12 protein-coding genes are annotated in these 24,841 nt (G+C 71.5%); 1 reads left to right on the top strand and 11 read right to left on the bottom strand.

Annotated elements, in window-relative coordinates; all coding sequences use genetic code 11:
• Window positions 1-108: 108 nt before the first annotated feature.
• The 10 genes from AC0QU1_RS03265 to AC0QU1_RS03220 all read right to left on the bottom strand — a co-directional run bounded on the left by AC0QU1_RS03265 (window position 109) and on the right by AC0QU1_RS03220 (window position 22,126).
• Window positions 109-4,590 carry a type VII secretion EssC family protein gene (locus AC0QU1_RS03265; RefSeq protein WP_483574300.1) on the bottom strand — a complete coding sequence of 1,494 codons (4,482 nt, stop codon included), beginning with the start codon at window positions 4,588-4,590 and terminating at the stop codon, window positions 109-111.
• A 1-nt stretch (window position 4,591) separates the two neighbouring features.
• Window positions 4,592-5,290 (bottom strand): hypothetical protein, encoded by a 699-nt coding sequence (locus AC0QU1_RS03260; RefSeq protein WP_483574299.1) that lies wholly within the window; start codon window positions 5,288-5,290, stop codon window positions 4,592-4,594.
• A gap of 45 nt (window positions 5,291-5,335) precedes the next feature.
• Window positions 5,336-6,967: a serine/threonine-protein kinase gene (locus AC0QU1_RS03255; protein WP_483574297.1), complete on the bottom strand. Its 1,632-nt coding sequence runs from the start codon at window positions 6,965-6,967 to the stop codon at window positions 5,336-5,338.
• A gap of 52 nt (window positions 6,968-7,019) precedes the next feature.
• Window positions 7,020-8,678, bottom strand: a complete 1,659-nt coding sequence (locus AC0QU1_RS03250) for an FHA domain-containing protein (protein WP_483574295.1) — start codon at window positions 8,676-8,678, stop codon at window positions 7,020-7,022.
• 1 nt (window position 8,679) lies between these two features.
• The gene (locus tag AC0QU1_RS03245) at window positions 8,680-9,519 is read right to left on the bottom strand and encodes a PP2C family protein-serine/threonine phosphatase (RefSeq protein ID WP_483574294.1); all 840 of its coding nucleotides are present in this window, start codon (window positions 9,517-9,519) and stop codon (window positions 8,680-8,682) included.
• On the bottom strand, window positions 9,516-11,198 hold the full coding sequence (locus AC0QU1_RS03240; RefSeq protein ID WP_483574292.1) for an RDD family protein: 1,683 nt from the start codon (window positions 11,196-11,198) through the stop codon (window positions 9,516-9,518). The genes AC0QU1_RS03245 and AC0QU1_RS03240 overlap by 4 nt, the downstream gene beginning before the upstream one ends.
• Complete coding sequence (locus tag AC0QU1_RS03235) at window positions 11,195-13,651, bottom strand: transglutaminase TgpA family protein (RefSeq protein WP_483574290.1); 2,457 nt, start codon at window positions 13,649-13,651, stop codon at window positions 11,195-11,197. Before AC0QU1_RS03235 ends, AC0QU1_RS03240 begins: the two co-directional genes overlap by 4 nt.
• Window positions 13,648-14,991 carry a DUF58 domain-containing protein gene (locus AC0QU1_RS03230; RefSeq protein ID WP_483574288.1) on the bottom strand — a complete coding sequence of 448 codons (1,344 nt, stop codon included), beginning with the start codon at window positions 14,989-14,991 and terminating at the stop codon, window positions 13,648-13,650. The genes AC0QU1_RS03235 and AC0QU1_RS03230 overlap by 4 nt, the downstream gene beginning before the upstream one ends.
• Complete coding sequence (locus tag AC0QU1_RS03225) at window positions 14,988-15,962, bottom strand: AAA family ATPase (protein ID WP_483574287.1); 975 nt, start codon at window positions 15,960-15,962, stop codon at window positions 14,988-14,990. Before AC0QU1_RS03225 ends, AC0QU1_RS03230 begins: the two co-directional genes overlap by 4 nt.
• 116 nt (window positions 15,963-16,078) lie before the next feature.
• Window positions 16,079-22,126: an Ig-like domain-containing protein gene (locus AC0QU1_RS03220; protein WP_483574286.1), complete on the bottom strand. Its 6,048-nt coding sequence runs from the start codon at window positions 22,124-22,126 to the stop codon at window positions 16,079-16,081.
• Window positions 22,127-22,447: 321 nt separating this feature from the next.
• On the opposite strand from AC0QU1_RS03220, the gene AC0QU1_RS03215 reads away from it, so the two are divergent.
• Window positions 22,448-22,936 carry a HepT-like ribonuclease domain-containing protein gene (locus AC0QU1_RS03215; RefSeq protein WP_483574284.1) on the top strand — a complete coding sequence of 163 codons (489 nt, stop codon included), beginning with the start codon at window positions 22,448-22,450 and terminating at the stop codon, window positions 22,934-22,936.
• Between the two features lie 183 nt (window positions 22,937-23,119).
• Here the strand turns inward: AC0QU1_RS03215 and AC0QU1_RS03210 are convergent, their stop codons facing one another.
• The gene (locus AC0QU1_RS03210) at window positions 23,120-24,802 is read right to left on the bottom strand and encodes an ATP-binding protein (protein ID WP_483574282.1); all 1,683 of its coding nucleotides are present in this window, start codon (window positions 24,800-24,802) and stop codon (window positions 23,120-23,122) included.
• Window positions 24,803-24,841 lie beyond the last annotated feature (39 nt).

The following is a 24,841-nucleotide window of genomic DNA, read 5'->3' as shown; positions in this document are numbered from 1 at the left end:
CTTCGTTCGTGGCTGTCCTGGTGGACAACCTGCGGTTCTTCGACGTCACGAACTATTCCATCGCCCCTGACGTCGCGAAATGGGGAGGACTCCCCATCCGTGTACCCGTCACCCCGGCAGGGCGACGTGGATCTTGGTGGCCCGTCCCGCGGTGAGGAGGAAGCCACGGCCGGGCGGGAAGTCCTTGCGGCGGATCCGCCCCAGCGGGGTGTTCATGAGCATCTCGCCGTCGCTGTCCCCCGGGGTGAGGATCAGGCCGTTGCGGCCGGACTTGAACGGCCCGGCCAGCGCGAACGCCTTGCTCCAGGTGGACGACTCCGACTCCCCGATGACGAGCTGCTCCTTGCGGGTGGCGAGCTTGACGAACGCCTCCAGCGGCTTCTCCGCCGCCGTGCCCGTGAGGTCGGTGTAGTTCTCGATCATCACCGTGAGCTGTCCCGGCGCCAGCCGGTCGGCCTCGAGCGCCGCCGTCAGGTCCTTGAGCGTCTCCACGATCTCCTCCGGCGACGACGACGTCGACGCCCACACATCGAGGACGGAGACGCTCGACCGCCGCGACGACATGTACACCAGCCGCGTGCCCCCGTTGCGGCTCAGCGCCGTCGCGAGCGTCACGAACGCCGTCGTGCGGCCTGCGCCCGGCGGGCCCGCCAGCATGAACGGGCCACGCATCGGCAGGCCGACCGGCGCGATGTCGAAGTCGCGCAGGCCGATCGTGGCCAGCTCCTGGGCGCGCTGCGGGAGCTGGTCGAGCGTGAACGTGTCGGGCAGCCGCTCGACGCCCGGCGCCTGTGCCACACCGCCCACCGAGCGCATCGTCTGCTCCAGCCGGGCCAGCTCACGCGACTGCACCGCCGCGTTCGAGTCCCCGCCGAGGACGGCGATCTGCGCCTCCTGGCCGTACATGATCGCCCGGCCCGGCGGCGACGCGGGGGTCAGCACGTCCTTCGGCACGTTGAGCATCACGTAGTCGTCTTCCCTGGCCATCCGGTGCACGATGCGCTTCTGCACCGTCGAGGCCAGCGAGGGCGGCACCGACACCGCGCGGTCGCCGGACATCACCAGGTGGATCCCCACCGGCCGGCCGTCGGTCGCGAGCTGCGTGAACGCGCCGAAGACCGAGAACCCGCGCCCCGTGACCGTCTCGTAGGCATCACGGAACGCCCCGATGCCGTCGACGAGCAGGAGGATGCGCGGCTCGTCGGGCTTGTTCGCCAGCCGCCGGTACTCGTCGATGGTCGCGGCGCGCACGGCGGCGTACCGCTCGGCGCGCTGGTCCAGCGTGTCGCGCAGCCGGCGCAGCAGGCGGGTCACCCGCTCCTCGTCGTCGCCCGAGATGATCGCGCCCACGTGCGGCAGGTTCTCCAGCATCGACAGACCGCCCGAGCCGGCGTCGATCCCGTAGACCTGCACGGGTCCGCCGCGGTGCGTCAGACCCGCCGACACCGCGATGGTGCGCAGCGTCGTGCTCTTACCGGTACCACCGGTGCCGTAGACCGCGAGGTTGCCGTCGGTGTCGGGCTCGTAGTGCACGGTCGGCTGAGCCTGCTGCGGCGGGTTGTCCAGCACGCCGAGCACGAGCTGGGAGTCGGTACGCCGGTTGGGCAGCAGCGCCAGGTCGTAGGTCGGCGCGAGCTCCGGCAGCCACGGCTTGCGGGGCGTCGGCACGCCGGCCTCGCTCGCCGCGCGGCGGATCGTCGTGACGACGCGCGCGATGTCGTTGGGGCCGGGGTCCTGGTCGTCGACCACCTCTGGGGCCGGCAGCTCCCAGCGCCGGCCCGTACCGAAGTCCATCTCCTGGACGTCGAGCGACGCCCGCTCCGGCTCGTCCTTGGTCCACCCACCCGCATAGCCGGTCTGGAACGTGGTGAGGCGGCCCGGTCCGGTCTTCGCGGCGCCACGGCCGGGGATCGACGGCGAGAAGTGCGCGGCCATCTCGTCCCCGAGCACGTCCTTGGAGTCGTGCTCGTCAGCCATGCGCAGGGCGATGCGCAGGTTCGTGTTGGCGCGCAGGTTGTCCTTGATGACGCCGGCGGGGCGCTGGGTCGCGAGGATCAGGTGCAGGCCGAGCGACCGGCCACGCTGGGCGACGTCGACGACGCCGTCCACGAACTCCGGGACCTCGCCGACCAGGGCCGCGAACTCGTCGACCACGATGATCAGGCTCGGCGGCGCCTCCGGGTCGCCCGTGCGCTCCAGGGACGCGAGGTCCTTGGCCTTCTTCCGGTTCAGCAGGTGCTCGCGGTAGTGCAGCTCCGCGCGCAGCGACGACAGCGCGCGCCGCACCAGGTGCGGCGACAGGTCGGTCACCAGGCCCACCGTGTGCGGCAGGTTGACGCAGTCGGCGAAGGCCGCGCCGCCCTTGTAGTCCACGAACAGGAACGTCACGCGGTCGGGGCTGTGCGCTGCCGCCATGCCGAGCACCCACGACTGGAGGAACTCCGACTTACCGGCACCGGTGGTCCCGCCCACGAGGGCGTGCGGACCCTGGGTCCGCAGGTCCAGGTAGAACGGCTCGACGCCGTCGTGCCCGACCAGCGCCCGGAGGTTGGTGGGACTCTTGCGACGCACCGGCGGCGACCCGTCGCGCGGGGTGAGGGAGAGGTTCTCCTTCCACCGCTCGATCACGCCGTTCGAGTCCTTGCCGAGCTCCGTGCCCGCGAGCGCCAGGTAGGACACCGAGCGCGGCAGGTCGGACTCGTCGTCCGTCGGCGCGCCGACGTCGATCACGGGGGCCAGCTTCCGGGCGACCTCGCGCGCGGTGGCGAGGTCGGCGGCGTCGCAGCGCACGGGGTAGGCGAGCTGCCCGTAGTGCACCTCGCCCGTCATGGCGCCGTTGTCCGTGGACTCGGGGTTCAGCAGCACGAAGGTGCGGCAGGCGGCGGGAAGCTGCTCGACGGTGGGCGCGATCCACACGACGTGCACGCCCGCGGCGGGGCCGTACTCGACGAGGCGCACCAGGCGGGCCCGGTCGACGGGCGCGTCGTCCTCGACGAGGACGACGACCGACGGCAGCACGGGCTTGATAGGGGCCTCCGTGCGGTCCTTCTCGGAGTCGCGCTCACCCACGAAGGGCGCCGGACCGTCGAGGCTGACGCCACGCGCCTCGACGAGCTCCTCGAGCCGGGTCAGCAGGGAGACGCCGGAGCCGGGGTCGTCGGCCAGGTGGTCGGACGCCCCGAGCGGGCTGTGCGGGGAGCCGGTGTGGGGCAGCCACTCGAGCCACTCCCAGTCCTCGCGCGACCGGGACGAGGTGAGCGCGGTCACCACGACGTCGGCGGGCGAGTGGAGCGCGGCGAGCTGCAGCAGGACCGACCGGCCGACGGGCTCGACCACCCCGCTCGGCCCGGCGATGCCGACGTTGCCGCTGTACCGGAACCCCGCTCCCATGGGGGCGTCGTGGATCGTGGCGCAGCGCGCCTGCAGCTCCAGCACCTGCTGCCAGTGCTCGGGGATGGCGTCGTTCTCGCGCGGCTCGTCGAACTCGGTGCGCGCCGGCGCCGACCCGAGGCCGAACCGCACGGTGAGGAACCCGCGGTGCTCGGGGCGGTGCGTCCACATGAGCCCGCCGAGGCGGCGGACGGCGTCGAGCGCCTCAGGGAGGGACGGCGCCTCCGCGAGCCGGACGGCCCGCTCGACGGCGTGGGTGCGGTCGATGCGCTCGGCCGTGGCCTCGACCTGCTTGTCGAACTGCTCCGACGCCTCCCGGAACCGCCGCTTGGTGTACATCTTCCGGTCGAAGTACATCCCGATCATCATCATCGGGCTCATGAACATGAACATGAGCGACAACGGGTTGCGGGAGATCGCGAACATCGCGGCGCCCATCGCCATCGGCGCGAACATCATGAGCCACGGCAGGCGCTGGGGCTCCGGCGGCCGCGGCGGCTTGGGCGCCTTGATCTTGATCTCGCCGAAGCGCGTGACCACGCGCGGCGACCGGTTGAACTCGACGACCGGGCTGGTCGGGGCGAGGCTCGTGGAGCGGTGCAGGGCGACGACGGACAGCGTCGTCTCACCGAGGGTCACGGTGTCCGACGACGTCAGCGTGGCTCGCGTCATCCGCTTGCCGCCCATGACCAGGCCGTTCGCGGAGGCGAGGTCGTGCACCTCGATGGACTCGCCGACCATCACGCGCGCGTGCCGCTTGGAGACCTGCGGGTCGTGCAGCCGGACGTCCATGCCCCGGTCGCGGCCGATGTAGGTGGTGCCGACCGGCAGCGGGAACTCGCGCCCGGCGTCGGGCCCGTCCAGGACGCGGAGCTGCGCGACCGCGGTGCCGCGGTCCTGTCCGGGGTTCACGAACTGGTCGGAGACCCGGACGATCGACACGACCGACCCCGAGCGCAGGCCGGCCTGGACCAGGTCGCTGGTCGGGGTCAGCACCCGGCCGCCCGAGATGCTCGCGTTGGTCGAGCCGTCGCCGAGCACCTGCAGGGTCAGGTTCTCGGGCGCGGCGGCCCCGTTGCGGGTGGGGTCACCCGAGAAGAGGGCTTCGGCCACGTCACGGACGGTGGCGGTGGCGTCTGCGGTGACCGCGACGTTCACACCGGACTCGTCTGGCCGGTTCAGCGTCAGCTTGATGCGCACTTCAGGCGTCGTCCTTCAGGTCGAGGAGGGGTAGGTCTGCGGCGGTCACCAGGCGCGAGGCGACGGCGTACTCCACGAGCCGCGCGCGCCGGTTGGTGGCGAGCGATCCGGGGCCGCCGCGCAGCCCCTTCACGCCGATCCGGTCGAGCTTCTCGCAGACGTTGTCGAGCTTGCGGTTGAACCGCGTCATGGCCCAGCCCAGACGCTGCGCCGCGTCGCTGCTGGGTGGGATCTCGCTCAGGCCGGTGCCCTCGCGCCGCAGCATGTGCTCGGCGAGCGCCACGATGAGCTGCTTCTGGCTGGTGGTGAAGCTGATGGAGCCGATGGTGGTGGCGCCGGACTCCGGGTCCTCCGAGCGGACCTCGTGGTACGGCGCGTCGGTGAGCTGGGCGGTGATCTCGTAGGTGGTGGGGCCGGCGGTGAAGACGATGGAGGTGGTGGGGAAGACGATCGGCAGGCGGTGCCCTGGCGGGAGCCACGACTGCACGCCGCCGCCCGCGTCGCACACCGTCGCCGAGATCAGGGACCCCACGTTGGAGAGCCACCAGATCCCGTCCTCCTGGGTCACCCGCAGGAAGCGCCGGTGCAGGTAGGGGTTGTCGTCGATCGCGAGGTCACCCTCCCGGCCGATGTCGAACCCTTCCGGCGTCTGGGCAGGGGTGAACCACTCTCCACAGAACTCCAGCGCGAGATCGCCCACGTCGTCCCCTCTCCCCCTGTCAGCCGGCCGGTCGGCCGGGATCCGTCAGCCTGCCGGGACGCAGGCCTGCTCTGGCTGTGCCGAAGGCTTCCCCGAACGCACCACCACGACCTCGACACACGTCGGCTCGCCGTCGAGACGCGGCACGGTCGCGCTGGTACCCACCGAGGGCTCGTAGAGCGTCTCCTCGGTGAGCGACAGCACACGGTACCCGTACTCCTCGCCCTCCACCTGGTCCTCCGGCGGCTTCCACATGAAGACCGCCTCGTCACCCCTCGCCTCGCCCGTCAGGTCCCGGACCGGCGGCACGTAGCCGAGGGCGGGATCGGCCGGGTCGCCGGCGACCGTCGCGGTATCCCCCGGGTCGGGCTCCTCCCCGCCCGGGCGCAGGGCGAACCAGCCGATGGCGATTACCGCCACGAGGACCACCGCGCCGCCCACCAGCGCCACGGTCCCCCACACCGACCGGGGCTCCGGCTCGGCCTCCTGCGGCAGGGACTCCGGCGCCTGGGGCACCTGCGTGCGGTGCACCGTCTCCTCGACGGGCGGCGCCTCCCACCCGACCCTGGCCTCGGGCACGTCCATGGCCGGGACGGCGGTCCGCGCACCGGCCGCCGTGCCCGCCTGCGGCGCCCACCCGGACGTCTCCCGGGCGGGCGGCGGCGCGAAGGTGCCGGACGACGACATCGCGGGGCTGCCGGTCGACGGCGAGGCGGTGGACGACGGCTGCTGCCCCGGGTCGATCGCCGTGACGTTCTTCAGCCGCGTGCCGTCGTCGTCCCCCTCCTCCTCGGCCACCGCGCCGGTCTCGTCGAGGAGGTCGATGGGGGTCATGTCGCGCGCCAGGCCCACCTGGACCTGCTGCAGCGCCCGCGCGAACGCCAGCACCGACGGGTACCGCGACGTGGGCTGCTTGGCCATCGCGATGCGCAGCACCTGCTCCAGCGACGGCGGCACGTCGTTGCGCCCGATAGGCGGCAGCGGCGCCTGCTCGATGCGCGCCACGAGGTCCGCCGACGTGTTGGACCCGCCGGGCACCTCGAACGGCGTGCGCCCGGCGAGCAGGGTGTAGCACGTGGCGGCCAGCGCCCAGACGTCCGTCGTCTTGCCCGCGACGGGCGGGTCGCCGAACGACTCCGGCGGCGACCACGGGATGGACATGCCCTCGGCGGCGGAGGCCTGGTCCACCGTCGAGGAGATGCCGAAGTCGGTCAGCGCGGGGTGCCCGAACTGCGTCACCAGGATGTTCGCCGGCTTGAGGTCGCGGTGCAGGATCCCGAGGCGGTGCGCGGTCTCGACGGCGCCGGCGATCTGGATGGTGGTACGCAGCGCCTCGGCGAGCGAGAACCGCTCGGTCCGGTACCGCGCGCCGAGGTTCGGTCGCGAGCAGTACTCCATGGCGAGGTACGGGCGGCCGTCGGCGGCGACGCTCGCCTCGTACATCGTCACGATCGAGGGGTGGTTGCCCAGGATCGCCATCAGGTCGGCCTCGGAGTCGAACGCCGCCCGCTGGGCGTCGCTGGCGTGCTCCTTGAGCAGCACCTTGACGGCGACCAGCCGCTTCGGGCGCTGCTGCTCGTACAGGAACACGTCCGAGAAGCCACCCGAGCCGATCAGCTTCTTGTACTCGAACCCGGGTATCTGGGGCGGCGCCGACGGGGCGCGCTTGCTACTCACTTTTCTCCCTTGGAATGGTCCACGGTCACCTGGTGCGGCACACGCTGCGCGGTCACCAGATGCCCTCGAAGGTCAGGGTGGCGCCGTCGCCGAGGTCCACCACGTCGCCCTCGACCACGATCACCTTCTCGTTCGGGTGCAGGCGCCGTGGCGGCTGGCCCGGCCGCAGGAGCGTCGTGCCGTTCGTGGTCGCGAGGTCCGCCACCAGCACGTGCCACTCCTCGAGGGTGACCTCGACGTGCGAGCGCGAGATGTCCTGCTCCGGGCTCGCCACGGTGACCAGGCGCGGGGTGCGGTCGGCGGACGCGTTGTTGGTCCGCGGGCGCCGCCCGACGATCACCGGCCGGTCGAGCTCGACGACCTGCGGGCCGCCGGGGCCCGGCTGCACGCCGCCCGTGACGAGCATCTGCCCGAGCGACGGGCGGGACACCTGCTGCGCATCGCCCTCGAGCTCCTGGCCGCACGTGCGGCACCGGTCGTTCGTCGGCGGGTTGGGGTGTCCCTGCGGGCACAGGCGGCCGAGAATCTGCGGGCCACCCGCCAGGATGCCGGCGGAGAACTTGGGCGCGCTGGTGCCCGCCGCCTTCCGGAGCGCCGCGAGGTCGGAGGACATCATGGTCTCGCCGTCGTGGTCCATCGCCTCGGTGGATGCAGCCCCCGCGGGGCTCTCGGCCGCCCCGGCGGGCTGCTCCGCGCCACCGGGAGCCCCGGCAGGCGGCGTCCAGCCGCCCGGCACCCCGGAGATCAGCGCGTCCCCCGCCGTGTCGGCGGGCGACGGCGGGTCGGGTACGGGAGGCAGTGGGACGGGCTCCGGAGCCGGAGCGGGCTTCGCGGCCGGCTCGTCCTCGCCCTCCTCCTCGTCGTCGTCGCCCTGGCGCACCGCCGCGTCCTCGACCCGGCGCATGATGGTGTCGCCGAAGAGGTGACCGTAGTCGTCGTCGGCGCCGAACTGCGTGGCCTCGTTGACGTCCGTGCGCGGAGCGGGCTCGGACACGGTACCGAGCCCGAGCAGCGGCGCGGGCTCGGGCGCCGGGTCGGGCTCGCTCGCGGGCTCCGCGCCGGCCTTCGGTACGTCCGGCGCTCCCGGCACGATCGTCTCGCCGGAGGTCTGCCCGCCGGACGCGAAGATCGGGACTCCCGTCAGGGGCGGCGCGGGCGTGCGCCCGCTCGTGCCGGCGCCGAGGCCCCCACCGGCGCCCAGGCTGGCGCCGGAGTCCCGCACGGCAGGGTTCGCCGGCGCGTCCTGGCTGTCCGGGACGTCCACCAGGTTGCGGCGCAGGGCGCTCGCTCGCACCACGGCGGCCTGCACCGGGTACTCCTCGTCCGCCGGGGCCTCGTCGGTGGTGATCGCGAACGACGTCGGACCGTCCACGACCCGCTCCGACCACGTGACCACGCCGGCCCCGGTCACCTCGACCGGGCCGGCGGCGCCCTCGGCGCTCACGACCACCTTCACGCCGGTCCCGCGCACGGCGACGTGCGCGGCGGTGGCCGGCTCGCCACCGGAGAGCGAGACGACGGCGAACGGCGGCGTCTCGCTCAGACCGCCGGCCGCCAGCACGCCGAGGGTGGCCGCGACGCCGCCGTCGGACCGGTCGAGCGCGGTCCAGAGCGCGTCGACGACGCCGGCGGCCGCCGGCCCTGGCAGCACGACGACCGTGCCGTTCCGGACCACCGCTCGCGCGGAACCCTCGCTGTAGTGCACCGTCATCTCAGGCCCCCTGGCTTCTCGCGTCGTGCTCTTCCCGCGGCCGGGTGTCCTCGTCGGGCTCGGCACCCGGCCGTGGTGCCGTCGACGAGCCTAGGGTCTCGTAGTCGACACCCGTCACGTCGACCACGACCACGGTGATGTTGTCCCGGCCGCCCGCCTGGATCGCCGCGTCGACCAGGTGCGCCGCCGCCCGCTCCGGGTCGGGCTGCTCCAGCAGGATCGTCGTGATCTGCTCGTCGGTCAGCTCCCCCGTGAGCCCGTCGGAGCAGATCAGCACGCGGTCGTGCAGCGCGACCGGGATGTACCGGAAGTCGGCGCGGACGCCCTCCTCCGCCCCGAGCGCGCGCGTGATCACGTTCCGCCGCGGGTGCCGACGGGCCTCGTCCACGGTGATCGTGCCGGCGTCCACCAGCTCCTGCACCTCGGAGTGGTCGACGCTCACCTGGGCCAGCACCCCGCCCGACAGCATGTACGTGCGCGAGTCCCCCACGTTCACGAACAGCCAGTACGGCACGTCCTCCCGCTCGTCGACCAGGACGCCCGTGAGCGTGGTCCCCGGCGCGTTGCCCGAGTCGGTCTCGATGGCACGGACCCGCTGCTGCGCGATCTCCAGGAACGCCTCGACGAGCGCCGGCTCCACCTGGTCGACGTCGGCGAGCCCGCTGAGGGCCGCCAGCGCCTCCGAGCTCGCGACCTCGCCCGCCTCGTGGCCCCCCATGCCGTCGGCGACGAAGAACACCCGGCCGGTGGCCAGGTACCCGTCCTCGTTCAGCGACCGGCGGCGACCCTGGTGCGAGGCGGCACCCCAGATCGTCGTCAGTCCCTGCTCGTGGTCCGTCATGCCCTGGACTCGTGGGGGCGCACGACCAGGCGACGGTCGCCGACGTGGATGGTCGAGCCGATGGGCACACGGACCCGGGCACCGGGCTCCGCGACCTGCGGCGAGCGGCCCGGCGCGGAGACGACGGTGCCGTTGGTCGAGCCACGGTCCGTCAGCCACAGCCCTGCCGAGTCGACGCCCAGCTCGGCGTGGTTCTTCGACACCGAACGCGTGGGGTCCTCGATCCGGACAAGGATGAAGGGGGAGCCCGCCGGAGCCTGCGGGTTGCGGCCCACGAGCGCCGGCCCGTCGATGACCTGCCGCGCGCCGGACTCGAGCTCGAGCGCCACCGTCACGACCGCCGCCGGCTCCATGACCGGGGCCTGGATCCGGGTGGCGTCCGACGGCTCCTCCCGCTGCGGGGGCAGGCCGCCCGGCACGGGCTGCGCCGGGGCGGCGCCCTCGCTCGGGAAGGTCGCGGGCCGGGTCGGACGAGACTCCGGGTGCTGCTGCGGCGGGACCGCCGGCTGCTGCACGGGCGGAGCGGGCTCCTGCTGGACCGGCCAGGTCTTGGCCGGCCAGGCCGGCGCGGGCGGCTGCTGCGCCGGTGGTTGCTGCTGCGCTGGTGGCTGCTGCGGCGCCAGCGGCTGCTGCGCGGGCGCGGGCTGGGCCGGCTGAGCGGGCGGCGGCGCGCTGGGCGCGCTGCCCGGGATCCCCGTGATGATGCCGCCGTCACCCGAGGTCGGCGCAGGGCTCTGCGGGAACGCCCAGGGGTCCGGGGCGGCGGGCGCCTGCGGCGTCTGCGGGGCCGCTGGAGTCAGCGGCGGCATCTGCGCCGGGGCGTACTGCCCCTGCGCCGGGGCCGACGGCGACGGCGTGCGCAGCGCGGGCCGACCCGGTGCCCGCGGGCCGGGAGCCACCGGGGCGAGGCCGGTCGACACCACGATCTTCGGGGCACGGACGTCGATCACCACCGCCCGCGCGGCCTTGTCGTGCCAGCCCTGGACCTTGCCGCCCTTGTCCCAGAGCGGGCTCAGCAGCACCACGATCTGGCCGATGCCGAAGACGATCGAACCCGCGGCGAGCACGAGCACACGCAGCAGCACGCGGACGAACCCGATCGGGGCGCGGTCCTCCGCCGAGACCGTCCGCAGCCCCATGACGGAGTTGCCCACGGTGCGTCCGGTCCTCGACTCCCAGATCCACATCCCGAGCTGGTAGGCGAAGGCCACCGCACCGGCGATGAGGTAGACCCGGAGCATCTGCGCGGCGAGCTCGGCCGCCTGCTCCTGCGACAGCACCGTCAGACCCGACGGGACGTCGACGAGCGCGATGCCGATACCCGCGACGACGCCCGCCACCACGCCGGCGAGGAAGCCGTCGATCAGCCAGGCCACGAAGCGCTTGCCCACACCGGCATACGGCTCCGCCAGCGGCGGCGGGACGCTGCCCGCCGCCGGGATCTGCGTGGCGGTGTACACCTCGACCTCCGTGGTGATCGGAGGACGGTTGTGCACCATCGGCACGGCGCCCGAGCCGCCCCGGGCCGCCGCGGCGGCCTGCTGCACCTGGCCCTGCGGCACCGGAGCCGGGTCCACCACGGGCCGCCCGGTACGGGGGAACTCCCGCCCGCACGCGGCACAGAACGGCGCACCCTCCTGCTGGGTGGACCCACATCCAGCGCAGACCACGTCCGTCATCGACTCTCCTTCGTCCGCCGGGACCCGATCTCCCCGAGTGCTGCGAGGAAGCCGCGGCCACCGCCCATCCGTGCCACGACGGAGCGTAGCGACAACGCCGCTCGCACCCTCCGTCGCGTGCTGACGCCTGAGCGTAGCCCGCCGACGAGCTGGTCCACCTCGGCCCAGAAGGCATCGACCTCCGCCTGCGTCGGCTCCTCACGTCCGAAGACCGACGCGTCGGCACGATGCGCGAGCTGCAGGCTCGACGGGACCTGGTGCGCCCCGGCGATCACCCCGGCGCTCTCGCGCCGGGTCGACCCGCGCGGCACGGAGGTCCCGAGGTCGGTCACGACGTCGACGACCTCGTGCCAGCCGCCGCTGATCCGGTCGGCGGGCTGTTCGGCCGTGCGGCGCCCCGCCCGTCGCCGGGCCTTGTAGGCGAGGATCGCCACGATCGGGCCCGCGATCACCAGGAGCGGGATGCCGACCGCCAGCAGGATGATCCCGAGCAGGCCCCAGTCGAAGGGGTCGTTCTCGGCGTCGTCCTTCTCGTCGTCCTCGACGCTGCCCGCCTTGGCCCTGTCCGGCTCCTCCGGCGGCTCCGGGTCCTGCAGCACGGGCGGCTTGGGCACCTGCTGACTCTTGGGCTCGGGCTGGACCTGCGGGTTCTTGTCGGGGACGGCGTCCACCGGCACCCAGCCGTAACCCTCGAACGGCACCTCGACCCAGGCGTGCACGTCGCCGCCCAGCACGGTCCAGGGCTCGCCCTCCTGGTAGTCGCTGTCCTCGTCCGGGTAGAAGCCCATGACCACGCGAGCCGGGATGCCGGACTGGCGCGCCATGAGGGCGAGGGCGACGGCGAACTGCTCGTCGTCGCCCACGGGCTCCTCGACCTGGGCGAGCGCGTCGATGCGGGCGGCGGAGTGGCCGGGGCGGGACGGCAGCTCGCCGTCGAGCCCGCTGGACAGCACGCCGGAGTCCCGCAGGGCGTCGCGGATCTGGAACAGCTTGGTGGCCGGATCGGTCTCCTCGCCCGTGAACTGCGCCGCCTTGGCGGGCAGGCCCGGCGGCAGGTCGGTCGGCTCCGTCTCCGGCAGGTCGGCGTCGAGGATCGTGCCCTTCTTCAGGGTGTCCTCGTCCGGCACCTCCGGCACCACGGTGCTCAGCCGGTACGAGTCGCCCGGCTCGACACCCGCCGTGGTGATCGCGGTGCTCGTGGTCGAGTTGTAGTAGGTGCCGTCGTTCTGGGCGTCCGCGTTCGGGCCCTTCCACTGCACCCCTGTGAGGTTGCCGATCTCGGGGACCCAGACGCCGCTGTACCCCGTGACCGTGATGTCGATCGAGACCGGCGTGCGTTCGTCCGCCGTCGCGATCTCCTCGCCGGCCCTGGTGTAGACGCCGGTGTCGCCGCCGTCGCCGGCCGCGTCGTAGACCACGCCGTCGTACCGGTCGAGCGTCGCGAGCCGGACCCGACCGTTCTCGGGCAGCTCGCTGACGGTGAACAGCTCGTCCTCGCGGACGTCCTTGGCGTAGTGCCGGAAGGCCACGAGCGGGCTCCGGTACTGGTGGATGTCGAACGGCGGGACGATCGTCTCGCGGAGCACCATGCGCGGCTGGTCCGGCATGAGCACGGGACCGGTGAAGCCGGCGACGAGCGCGGCGGCGGCCAGGATCGTCGCACCCGTGCGGACGCGGTACCAACGCAGCCGTCGCGTGGCCTCGCGGCTGGACTCCGTGGTGATCGAGTGGGTGCCGACGCGCGCCTCCATGACCCGCACGGCGCCCCAGAGGAGGCCGACGATCGCGATCACGAGGCCCTGCACGATCGGCAGTGCGGCGTCGAGCGTGCCGAGCAGGATCACGCCGACCAGACCGACGACGACCGGGACGACCGCCCAGACGGCGTGCTTCGCGCGCCACGAGATGGTGCCGGCCACCAGCGAGACGACCAGCATGAGCAGGAACGGGACCACGCCCAGGTCGGGGAACGACTGCATGGGCGGCACCGTGGTGACGAACTGCTTCCAGCCCTGCACCGAGCCGAGCATCAGCTCGCGCAGCGTGTCGAGCGTCGGCACGACCCCTGCGATCGTGGTGTGGGGCAGGGCCAGCGCACCGCCGAACAAGAGGTAGGCGACCACGGCGAGCGCGGTCACGATGACGGCGGGGAACCGCCGCGCGGCACCCACCCAGGCGACACCCAGCCCGACGACGGCGCCGCCGATCGTCGGCAGGAGGTAGCCCAGGGAGCCCCAGACGGGTCCGAAGCCGATCGCGACGGCGGCGAGCATCACGCCGAGCGCCGCGACGTCGACCAGGGCGAACCGGGTCAGCGCACGCGGGTGCTCCGCTTCCCTACGGCGGGTGGTGCCCCGGCCGGTCCCGGTCCGGTACCCCGTGCCGGTGCGGTACTGCGGCTGGCCGCCCTGCGCACCCGCCGGGAGGTTCCCCCGCGTGTTCTCGTCGCTCATGCGTCGCTCATCTTCTTCAGCGCGAGGGGCAGGTCGCCGAGGCGGCCGAGGGTGAGCACGCCCATCTCGGCGATGGCGTGCCGGCCGAGGGACGCGCCGGGCACGCACTGGATGGCCATGACCTGCACCCCCGCGGGCACCCGCGCCGACGCCGCGCGCAGCTCGGTGGGCGTCACCCTGCTGCCGACGACGAACGCGATCACCGAGAAGTCGGTGGCAGCCATCCCCGCCGAACGGGCCAGGTCCACCAGCTTCGACTTGCGGGACTCGAGCTCGATGCGGGACAGGTCGTCCATGAGCCGGGTGCGGTGGTCCCCGTGCAGCGTGGCCTCGTTGACCAGCACCGTCACGCCGCGGTCCTCCTTGATGGCCTGCAGTCCCAGGGAGCCGCACACGCTCACGGCGAGTTCGAACTCGTCCTCGTGCGCGTAGTCCTCGGCACGCGTGGACAGCAGCACCGCCAGGTGCGAGCGCCGGGTCTCCTCGAACTGGCGCACCATGAGCTGGCCGGTGCGCGCCGTCGTCTTCCAGTGGATGTGCCGGCGGTCGTCGCCGGGCACGTAGTCGCGCAGGGCGTGGAAGTTGACGTCCGAGCTGGTGATGTCGTTGGTGATCCGGCCTTCGAGGTCCTTGAGGAAGCCGGTCGAGGAGCCGGTGAGGTTCTTGACGCGCGGGTGCACGAAGACCTCCTGCTCGTCGGTCCACGTCATCTCGCGGCGCAGCAGGCCCAGCGGGTCGGCGCGCACGGACTTGACCGGGCCCACCGTGATCACGCTGCGGCGGCGGGTCGGGATGGTGAAGATCTCCTCGTGCGTGCCGCCGCCCTTGAGCCGCGGCACCGGGAACGCCGCCGTGCCGGTGCCCACGGGGAGCTCCATCACCGACGGCAGCAGCGGGCGGCTGGACGCGTTGCGCACGTCGAGGCGGCCGACGGCGCGGTCGCCCACCGTCACGCGGGCCTGCGCCAGGTCGAGCACGACGTCGTACTTGAACCGGCCGAGCACGAACACGACGGCGCACACGAGCGTCACCGTGAGGACGATCGCGGCCACCAGCACCTCGAGCCAGCCGAGCATGAGCCCGGCCGCCCAGGCGGCGACCGCCGTGAGCGTCACGGCGATGCCGAACGTGCTGAACGTGCGGCGCACCGGCGCGAGCGCACGGCTGACCGCCGCCGCCCGCGTCCGGGCGCCGGCCGCGAAGGTCACCCAGCCGCGGCGGCCGCGCTGCACCTGCGCCCGCCCGGCCGCCACCGCCCCGGCGAGGCCGCGCGGCTTCTCCTGACGCTTGCCGTACGCGGGAGCTGCCGCCGTGCCGGGCATCGTGCTCGTCGCCGTCATGCCGAGGCCCGCTCCTGCGGCGCGGCGACGTCGGCCATGATCCGGGCCAGGATGACGTCGGGGCGTGCGCCCGCGAACTCGGCCTCCGGGTCCAGCACGAAGCGGTGGCCCCAGACCGGCTGGGCCAGCTCCTTGACGTCGTCGGGCAGCACGTAGTTGCGGCCGTGCGCGGCGGCCCAGACCTTGGTGCAGCGCACCAGGGCCAGCGCACCACGGACCGAGACGCCCACGCGCACCTCGTGCGCGTTGCGCGTCTCCTCGGCGAGACGGGACACGTACTCCAGCACCGCGGTGTCGGTGTGCACGGTCGAGGCGAGGTCGGCCATCTCCGTGACGGCCTTCGTGGTGATGATGGGCTGCAGGGCCTGGCTGCGGTCCTTCACCGCAGAGCCCGACAGGATCTCCACCGTGGAGGAGTGGTCCGGGTAGCCCACCGACGTCTTCATGAGGAAGCGGTCGAGCTGGGCCTCGGGCAGCCGGTAGGTGCCGGCCTGCTCGATCGGGTTCTGGGTGGCCAGGACCATGAACGGGCGGCCGGTCTCGTGCGCGACGCCGTCGACGGTGACGCGGCCCTCCTCCATGACCTCCAGGAGCGCGGACTGCGTCTTCGGCGACGCACGGTTGATCTCGTCCGCCAGCACGATCGACGCGAAGATCGGGCCCGGGTGGAAGTCGAACTTGCCCGTGTGCTGGTCGTAGATCGTCACACCCGTGACATCCGACGGCAGCAGGTCCGGCGTGAACTGGATGCGGTTGTGCGTGCCCTGCACCGACGCCGCGATGGAGCGCGCGAGCATAGTCTTGCCCGTGCCGGGGGCGTCCTCCAGCAGGAGGTGGCCCTCCGCGAGCATGCAGGTCAGCGCGAGGCGCACGACCGGGGCCTTGCCCAGCATCGCCTGGCCGACGTTGCCGACGAGCCGGTCGAAGGTCTGGGCGAACCAGGCCGCCTGCTCGGGGGTCATCGTGGTCATCTCGTCTTTCCCTACTGCTCGTTACCGCTGTTCGTCGGGTGAAATTATCGGATGTAGTTGCATCGATGATGGCGTGGCCCGCCGCGGACGGCGCGGCGGGCCGGGGTCAGCCTGCGTCAGCCGGCATTCCAGGACCTGGCTTCGTATCGGACGCCGTCGATCATCACCGCCACTTGCACGCCGTTGTAACTCCTGCCCATGAAGCACGGGAGCTGCTGGTTACCGCTGTCACCGCTGATGTCGTACTTGGGGCTGGCGTCCCACGTGGTGGGGTGCGGCTCGTGGATGTCGTGCCAGTACGACGGGCCGCCCTGGGCCGACGTGTCACCGGCCCAGCAGGCCACCTTGTGGGCGCCCGGCTCGAAGCCCGACCAGTTCACGACCCAGTACTTGCAGACCTCGGAGCAGTCGCGGTTACCGCCCGCGCTCACATACGCCCTTGGTTCCAAGGCGGACGCCGAGGCGCATACGGTCTCGCTCGACTGTCCCTCGGAGTTGGTGGCGACGATGCAGGCTTCCCTGGCCTGGCCAGGGCTGGCGCTCGCCGACTGGGTGCCACTCCAGTTCGTGCTGGTGATCGCGCCGGTCACCCGCACCGTGGTGGGTCGACCGTTGTTGGCTCCGCCGTCCCACGTGAACGTCACCTTGTTGCTCCCGCCCGTCGCGCTGATCGTGGGCCGGTGCGGCGGACCATAGGGGACCACCTCGTTAGACGCCGCCGACCAACCGGAGCAGGTGTACTGGTTGCAGGCCCGCACCTGGAACGTGTACGTGGTCCCGTTGCTCAGGCCGGGGTAGGTGTAGGTGGTCGCGTTTCCGGCGTTGGCGTTGCCCGAACCGTTCGCCGAGACTTCGTACCGGGGCCCAGGCCCTCGGAACTCCGCGCCAGAAATCGCGTTCCAGCTCACGTTGGCCTGCTGGTTTCCCGGGCTGGCCTGCACGCCACCGGGCACGCTGGGCGTGCCGTACGGCACCACACCGTTGGACTGCGGGCTGACCGGCGACTTGCCTGCCTTGTTCTCGGCCTGGACGGTGTAGGTGTAGGTCGAGTTGGTGCTCCGATCCTGGATGACCTCGGAGGTGGCACCCTCCACCGTCAGTGTCCTGGTCCTGCTCCCGTCCTGGTATTCCGTCAGGTAGTACGTCTTGACCGCGTCGCCGTTGTTGGCCGGCGCCGTCCAGCTCACCCTGATCTGGCCGCCGACGGCGGTGTCCACCCGGCTCGCGACCGGCGCGGCCGGCTGAGCCGGGGGCGCGGCGGGGGTCTCCGGCGCGGACGGGTCGGACCATTCCGACGGGTCCGGGGCCTGGTTCTTGGCCTGGACCCGCACCGTGTAGGCGGTGCCGTTCTCCAGCCCCTCCCAGGTGATCGGGCTGGAGCTCTGGCACGTCTTCTGGATCACGCCGTTGGCCGGGGCCGGGCTGATCTCCAGGTTGACGCACTCGATCGGCGACCGGTCCGTGTAGGACCGGTTGGTCCAGGACACCGTCAGGCTCTGGTCGCCGAACTTCAGGGTGGGCGGCTCGGGCTTGTCCGGCTTCTCGTCCGGACGCACCTCACGCGAGGCCGGCGACGGCTCCGAGTCGCCCACCTCGTTGGTCGCAGTGACCGTGAAGGTGTACTTCACGTTGTTCTGCAGGCCGTCGAACGTGCAGGTGGTCGTGGCGCACTCGTGCTCCTGGCCGGTGTTGGTCGTCAGGGTGTAGCTCGTGATGTCGGCACCGTTGTTGTTGGGCTGCTCCCAGCTCAGCACCACGGTCTCCGAGCGCACCTCCTCCACCCGCGGGGCCCGGGGCGCGTCGGGCTTGCCCAGCACCGTCAGCTTCGCCATGCCGTCGACCTGCCGGTCCGGGTCCTCGGTCGCGTCCTGCACCGTGTACCGCACCTGCATCGTGCCCGTGAAGTCCTCGGCGGGCGTGACCACGAGCTGGTTGCCCTCGTACGTCGCGGTGCCACTACCGGTCTCGACCGCCGGCGCGCCCGACAGCGTGAGCTCGTCCTCCGGGAACGGGTTCGTGTCGTTGGCCAGCACCGGGATCGTCGTCGCCTCGCCCTGGTGGGCGTCGAGCACGACGTCCTCCGTCGTCTGCACCCTCGGCCGGGTGGAGGCCACGACCTCGACCGTCAGCTCGGCCGCGACCGGCGGGTTCTTGCCGTCGGAGACCGTCATCGGGAGCTGCATGAAGGTGCCCTTGGAGACCGACGGCTCCACCTCGCCGGTCACCGTGGTGCCGGTCACCGTGGTCGTGATGCCGTCCTTGCCCTCGACCTCGAAGGTCAGCGGGTCCTTGTCCGGGTCCTTCACGTACCGCGACAGGTCCACCGGCGCCTCCTCACCGGCCGCGACCTGCAGCACGGGCGTGCCGGTGATCTTGGGCGGCTGGTTGGTGGACGGCGTGACGTCGATGGGCAGCGTCAGCACCGAGGTCAGGCCCTCGGGGTCGTCCGGGCCGTCACCGTCGGTCACCTCGAAGCTCACCGAGGCCGCGCCCGCGTAGTCCTCCGCCGACGTGTACACCACCGTGTCGTGGTCGGAGACCTCGACCGTGCCCTCCAGGGCCTTGACCGTCTCCTCCTCGGTGATCCGCGGCTCGTGGTCGTCCCGGACCACCACGTAGTCGGCCAGGTCGATGGTCAGCGGCTCCCCGCTGAACGCCTTCAGCGGCTCCAGGCCTGGCTTGATGTGCGGCCGCGACTGGTCGCCCGGCACCCGCACGAACGCCTTGGCCTCCAGGCCGTCCATGTCGGTCACGGTGTAGGTGATCACCTGGGCGCTCTCGGTGAGCTGCACCTCGATCTCACCCTCTTCGCCCACCTGCACGTTCTCCAGGCCGGGGTCCACCGAGACCTCCAGATCGGCGGCCACGCCGTCTGGGTCGGTGTCGTTCTCCAGGGCGTTGACGGTCACGCTGGCCGAACCCTCGACGTCGTCGACCGTCACCACGTCGTCGCGCGCGATGGGGCGCAGCAGCGGCGCGTTCTGGTCCACGTTCACGGTGATGGCGCCGCTGGCGCGCGCCTTGTAGGTGTCCTGGATGCCGTAGTAGAAGGAGTACGCGCCCTCCTCGGACGGCGCGGTGACCACCACGTCGTCCTCCACGGCCTTGGGCTCCAGGTCCTCCGTGCCCTCGAAGCCCTTCTCGTACAGGCCGATCTGGTTGCCGTCCGGGTCGGTGTCGTTCTCCAGCGCCGCCACCGCGACCGTGCGGCCGGGCCGCACCGTGGTCTCGTCGTCGGCGGCCTGCGGCGGCTGGTTGGTGGCGGGGGCCGGCGCGATGCCCACCCTGACGAGGCCCTCGCCGACCGCGCCGCGGGTGTCGGTCACCTGGTAGGTGAAGGTGTCCAGGCCCGCGGCGTCCGCCGCGGCCTTGTAGTCGATGAACCCGTCCACGATGGTGGCGGTGCCCTGCGCCGGTGCCGCGGAGATCGAGCTGAGCGTCACGTAGTCGCCGTCGGGGTCGGTACCGTCCAGCGGCAGCGGGATCCGCACGAGCCCGTCGGCCAGCACGCGCGCCTCGACGTCCGGGAGCTGCGGGGCGGTGTTCTCCGGGGCGTCCAGCACGTTGATCGTGACCTGCGCGGAGTCCTTCTGCCCGTTGGCGTCCTCCACCTCGTACACGGCGTGGAACGTGCCAGCCTTGTCGCCCGCGCGGAACCGGACCGTGTCCTGCGAGACGAACGCCTCGCCCGCCGACGCCGGCGGCGACTCCTGCAGCTCGTCCGTCAGGGTGAGCTCCAGGCCGTCGGGGTGGGTGTCGTTCTTCAGCACCGGGATCGTGACCACGTCGCCCACGTGCACGGTGGCCAGGTCAGGACCCGCCTCCGGCGGCCGGAGCTGCGCCGGCGCCGGGATGGGCACCACGCGCACCTGGCCCGTGGTCGTGCCGGTGCCGTTGGCGACCGTGTAGTTCAGCGTCACCGGCTCGCCGAGGCGCTTGACCTCGGAGACCTTCAGGATCTGGTGGTTCAGCACGGCGACCTTCACCGGGGCGTCGGACGGCACGTCCACGCTCTGCACCACCAGCACACCGCCGGCCGGGTCGGTGTCGTTGGCCAGCACGTCCACCAGGGCCGTACCGCCGGTTGGCAGCAGCACCTGGTCCGAGACGGCCACCGGCGAGCCGGCCTCGTCCGGCGGCGTCAGCACGTCGACGCGCACCAGACCCATCGTCGCGTTGGGCCCGTCCGAGAGCTGGTAGGTGACGTCGTAGGAGCCGGGCTCGTCGCTCTGGAACCGGAAGGTTCCCGCGTGGTTGTTCGGGACGATCTCCGTCCCGTCCTTCTCCGCGACCGACGTCAGGCGCAGCTCGTCGCCGTTGGCGTCGAAGTCGTTCTTCAGCGGGTCCACGGTGATCGGCTCGCCCGCGAGCACGGTCACGTGGTCCTGCACCGGCACCGGGGGCACGTTGGTGGCCACCACGTCGATGAGCAGCTTGCCCTCGACGGGCATGCCCAGCGAGTCCGCGACCGCGATGTCCACGATCTTGCGGCCCGTGGTGGCGCCGCCGTCGCGGAACTCGATGGTGCCGTCGGGCCGGAACCGCACCTCGTCCAGCGGGTCCGCCGTGCTCGCGTTGGACAGGTACAGGTCGTCCCCGTCGGGATCCTTGAAGTACGGCAGCACCTTGATGGTGGCCAGGCCGTCCTGGCCCACCTTGAGGACGGGCTCGCCCGTCTGCGTCGGCGCGTTGTTCTCCGTGAGCGGCACGACCTTGACGTCCACGGTCGCCTCGTCCACGCCGTCGCGGCCGTCGTTCACCTCGTAGGTGAAGGAGGTGGTCCCCGACGCCTCGGCGGGCACGTCGGCCTGCAGGGCGAGGCCGCCCAGCACCCGGTCCACACCCACGTCGCCCTCCGGCGCGTCCTTCACGTCCACGACCATGACGTCGCCGTCCGGGTCCATGTCGTTGCCCAGCACGTTGAGCACGGTGGTGCGGCCGGGCCGCACGCCGAAGGAGTCGTCCTTGGCCTCGGGCGCCCGGTTCTTCTTGTCCCGCTCCGCGACGAACTGGTCCACCTGCTCGGGCGTGGTCTGCTCCGACTCGGTCTTCTTGCCCTCGGAGTCCTCGGGCACCTTGACCTCGAACGCGTCGACCAGCTCGAACTTCTCGGCGGCCATCCACAGCGACCCGTTCGCGACGTCGTTCAGCACGATGACGTCGCGGTTCACCCGGTAGACCAGGCTCATGGAGTCGTCGACGCCCTCCAGCACCTGGTCGAGGTCGTTGTCCGTGCCCTCGCAGTCGCGGATCACCTGGCCGGAGGTCCAGGCGCCGTAGATGCACCCGCCGAGCTGCACGGGCGCAGAGGGAGTTCCGGACGACGCGCCCGCCCGCATGGTCAGGTCCCCGCCGCCCAGCGGCTGGTAGACCAGGCCCCCCGGCGTGGCCAGCACGACGTCGTCGGCCTCGTCGGACGGCTGCTGCAACATGCCCTGCGCGCCGTCCTCGACCTCGACCGTGTCCCCGCCCGGCAGCACCAGGTTCCCGGAGGTCAGGTCCAGCACCACGGGCTCGTCGCCCACCGCCGAGACCTGAACCTCGGCGTCCGCGGACACGGGCAGCGACGACTCCTCGGCGTCCTCGGCGACGCCCAGCGAGCTGGTGGGAACCGTGTACAGCTTGTTGTCGGCCGGGACCGCCAGGAACACCGTGCCGTTCCTGCTCACCGCCAGCTTGCCGCCCTGACCAGCCTTGAGCGTCGGCTTCAGCTCCTTCTCGTCGAACGCCGCCGAGTCGAACGGGATCACCCACGCCTTGCCCGACTCCTCGTCGTACACCGCGATCGTCGCGCCGCCCGAGGCAACCTGCGCGCCGGCGGGGAACTTCATGGTCGAGTCGAGTGCGAGCTGCGCCGGGTTCACCGGGCTAGCGGACGAGTCGCCCACGCTGTCCAGGAGCACGCGCTGCGCTTCCTGCTGGACGTCGAAGCTCGAGCCAGCCAGCAGCTCGCCGTCCAGAGCCTTGGCCTCGTAGTTGAACCGGGCGAGCTTGCCGGAGGCTGTCTGCGTCACCCAGACGCCCGAGTCGTTCAGGTCGACGTCGGCGGTGGCCTCGCCCTCGTACAGCAGAGCGAACCCGAGGAGACCCGCACCGAAGAGAGTCACCACGCCGATCGATGCCGCTGATCTGCGGTTCTCCCACACGCGTGAGGCCAGGCTCATGCGTCCTCCTCTTTCTTTACTCCACCGAAGTCTGGTCGCCCGGACAGCACACACAGGCGCAACGGCAGCACCTTACCGGGAGGGTGGGTGAATAGTCGTGGAATTTCGACGGGCAGGACTACCCATGCCGCCCGTCCAGATTGTATGAGTCTGTCTGGTACGTGGGGTAGGTGTTTCGGCTGCGGCCGACGCCGCGACGCGGCTCGCCTACTTCGACCTCGTCGAGGAGCTCGAAGCCCTGCTCACGGTCGACGTCGACGTCGTGGACGATGCCTCGACCGGCAGGGCGGCCGAGCAGGCGAAGCGCGAGGCGCTCGCCCTGTGAACAGTGCGACGTCGGGTGAGCGCCGCTTCGAGCGGACGCCGGAGCCGCCGGGCGCCGGGGCACCGGACGCGGCCCAGCCGAGCGAGCCGAGGGAGGGGACCCGCCCCTACGATCCCGAGCAGACGCGACGCCGGCTCGGCGACCTCGCGGTGTTCGCCGCGCAGGCCGCCGAGATCGTCGCGGCCGGGCCGGACGCCTTCCACGACGAGCGGAACTGGCAGGCGCGCGCCGCCGCCACCTACCTCGTCATCGAGATCGCCACGGTCGGCGAGAAGCTGCACCCACGGGTTCGCGACCACTTCGACCGGGTGCCCTGGCGGCGCATCGCGCGTATGCGAAACATCGCCGCGCACCGGCACGACGACGTCAACGATGTGATCGTCTGGGACGTGCTCGCGGTGTTCGTGCCGCAGCTCGCGCGGGATCTCGGGCTGCCGGAGAGGCCGGGGGACCCGATGGTGCTGCCGCCAAGCCTCGAAGGATAGACAAGTTGACCAGGCTCGGGCGCCACTCTTACATGCACTTACTCTTACATTTTGGAGTAGGGCATGTACCTGCTCAGCAAGTGCATCGCTCTCGCTGCCTGGTCGGCCAGCACCTGGGCGAACTGTTCTAGCGACTCCTTGAGTAGCTTCCGGTCCTCGTGCATGGCTGTGTGCGACGCGACGTCAGATCCGGCGATAGAGCGTCCCACGCCGCCCGGCCCCACCGAGCACCTCAACGTCTCCGGTGTCGCGGAGTCGTGCGAGGGTGTAACTCACCTGACGCTCCGATAACCCGGTGGCGTCGATAAGGTCTCTCACCGAACGTGGAGTGTTTGCGAGAATGCCCAGGATGAGTTCGCCGTGCTTCGGACGCTTCACGGGAATCGGCACCACCTCAAACTGGAACTTGGCGGCAGGCCCCAGCTTGTAGGCACGTCCTCGCCCCTCTCCCAACGCCTTCGCGAGGCCGCGCTCCACGAGATCGGTCAAGAGAGAACGCGCTTCAGTGGAGTCCATCGGGAACCTGTCACGAAGAGATCGGTTCGTCCATGACTCACCGTGGCGCATCGCCGCGAGGACATGCCTCTGAATGTCGGTCAAGCCACGGGCCGCCGTGAGGGTTGCGAGCCAGTCGAGATCGCCCGGGTCCAGCAACGCGTGTTCCGGCACAATCGCGGTAAACCGGATGCCGGCATCGACAAAATGGGGAGGGGTCATTCCCGCTTCCTTCAGCGCCTGCCGGACGGTGATAATCCCAGAACCGATGCCTTCGATCACGCGACGTCCGTCGCTGGTGCGTACATCCTTGCTGATGTCATACAGGCTTTGGTTGCGAGCGCTGCCGCCGGTCCCTGCACCGAGTTGTTCGACGGTCAGACCATGCAGACCGCCCGGGTTCGTGATGACCAGCCGATCGTTCCGCAAGGTCATCACTACCCGTGTGCTCAAAGCATGCGGACCCAGGTCGCGATGGACGAGTGCGTTGGCGACGAGTTCGCGCACTGCCTCAGTCGGGTACTCCGGCTCGTCCCGACCGTGACCATCGGTGCCGAACCGCACGCGCGTCGCGGTATTTCGCCGGACCCACGCGACTGCTTGGTCGAGTAGTTCCGGCAGCGGCCCGTCGAAATGGGCGATGTCGCCGCTACGCGTCCCGACTGGATCCTCCGGACGGGCAGCAACACTCGCGGTGATCGATAGCGTCGGGAAGTACGTCTGCGGATAGCTGCCGAGCGCGTAGATCCCGGCGAGAGTCGGGGCGCCCTCTCGAGTGACAACCCGCGTGGAGCGCAGGACCTCGTCATCGGGCATCGCGGCGAGTCGCGGGGACCGCGCTCGGCAGTTTGCGATATAGGTCCCTACCAGACTGTCGTCGAGATCATCGCGCGTGGCACCTTCGGCAGCGGCCTGATCGTGCCGTGCTACCCCACGGTTCGCCACAAACCCCTGTCGCTCGAGTTCTGAGAGCGGGTAGTCCCCGTCATAAGAACGCAGGTAAGCATGCCCTGTCGCCGTCACCTCGCAGGGCTTGTCAGTGATCGGCAGCTCGCGTACCCGAGCCAGGACGATTGTGCCGCCTTCGACGTCTCCAGTCGTGAACGACACTTGAAGCGGGGGAGCAACGGCTTTGCGTGCCTGGGCTGCGAGGCGAGCCTGCGCATCCGCAGCGTCGTAGACGCCGACCGCCTCGAAGCCAGACCGCTCGTCCAAACCGAGGACGACGACACCACCACCAGGCATATTGCCAAACGCCGACAGCGTCGGCGCAAGATCCTGCGGGTATCCCTCGCGCGCCGCCTTTGCCTCGATGCCGCTGACGTCGCTCCCCTCGGCACGAAGCAGATCGACAACGTCCTCGACACTCAAACCTACACTTTCCACCCCGCAAATATACAATATTCGGCC

It is taken from the genome of Promicromonospora noduliphila (genome assembly GCF_056951025.1).
Note: the sequence above shows the minus strand (reverse complement) of the source record. Positions and strands in the feature narration are given on the sequence as shown.

Bases quoted from the DNA above. Each gene is read 5' to 3' on its own strand.
- AC0QU1_RS03230 (WP_483574288.1), bottom strand. From the start codon at position 14,991: ATGACGGCGACGAGCACGATGCCCGGCACGGCGGCAGCTCCCGCGTAC.
- AC0QU1_RS03245 (WP_483574294.1), bottom strand. From the start codon at position 9,519: ATGACGGACCACGAGCAGGGACTGACGACGATCTGGGGTGCCGCCTCG.
- AC0QU1_RS03220 (WP_483574286.1), bottom strand. From the start codon at position 22,126: ATGAGCCTGGCCTCACGCGTGTGGGAGAACCGCAGATCAGCGGCATCG.
- AC0QU1_RS03250 (WP_483574295.1), bottom strand. From the start codon at position 8,678: ATGACGGTGCACTACAGCGAGGGTTCCGCGCGAGCGGTGGTCCGGAAC.
- AC0QU1_RS03225 (WP_483574287.1), bottom strand. From the start codon at position 15,962: ATGACCACGATGACCCCCGAGCAGGCGGCCTGGTTCGCCCAGACCTTC.
- AC0QU1_RS03235 (WP_483574290.1), bottom strand. From the start codon at position 13,651: ATGAGCGACGAGAACACGCGGGGGAACCTCCCGGCGGGTGCGCAGGGC.
- AC0QU1_RS03240 (WP_483574292.1), bottom strand. From the start codon at position 11,198: ATGACGGACGTGGTCTGCGCTGGATGTGGGTCCACCCAGCAGGAGGGT.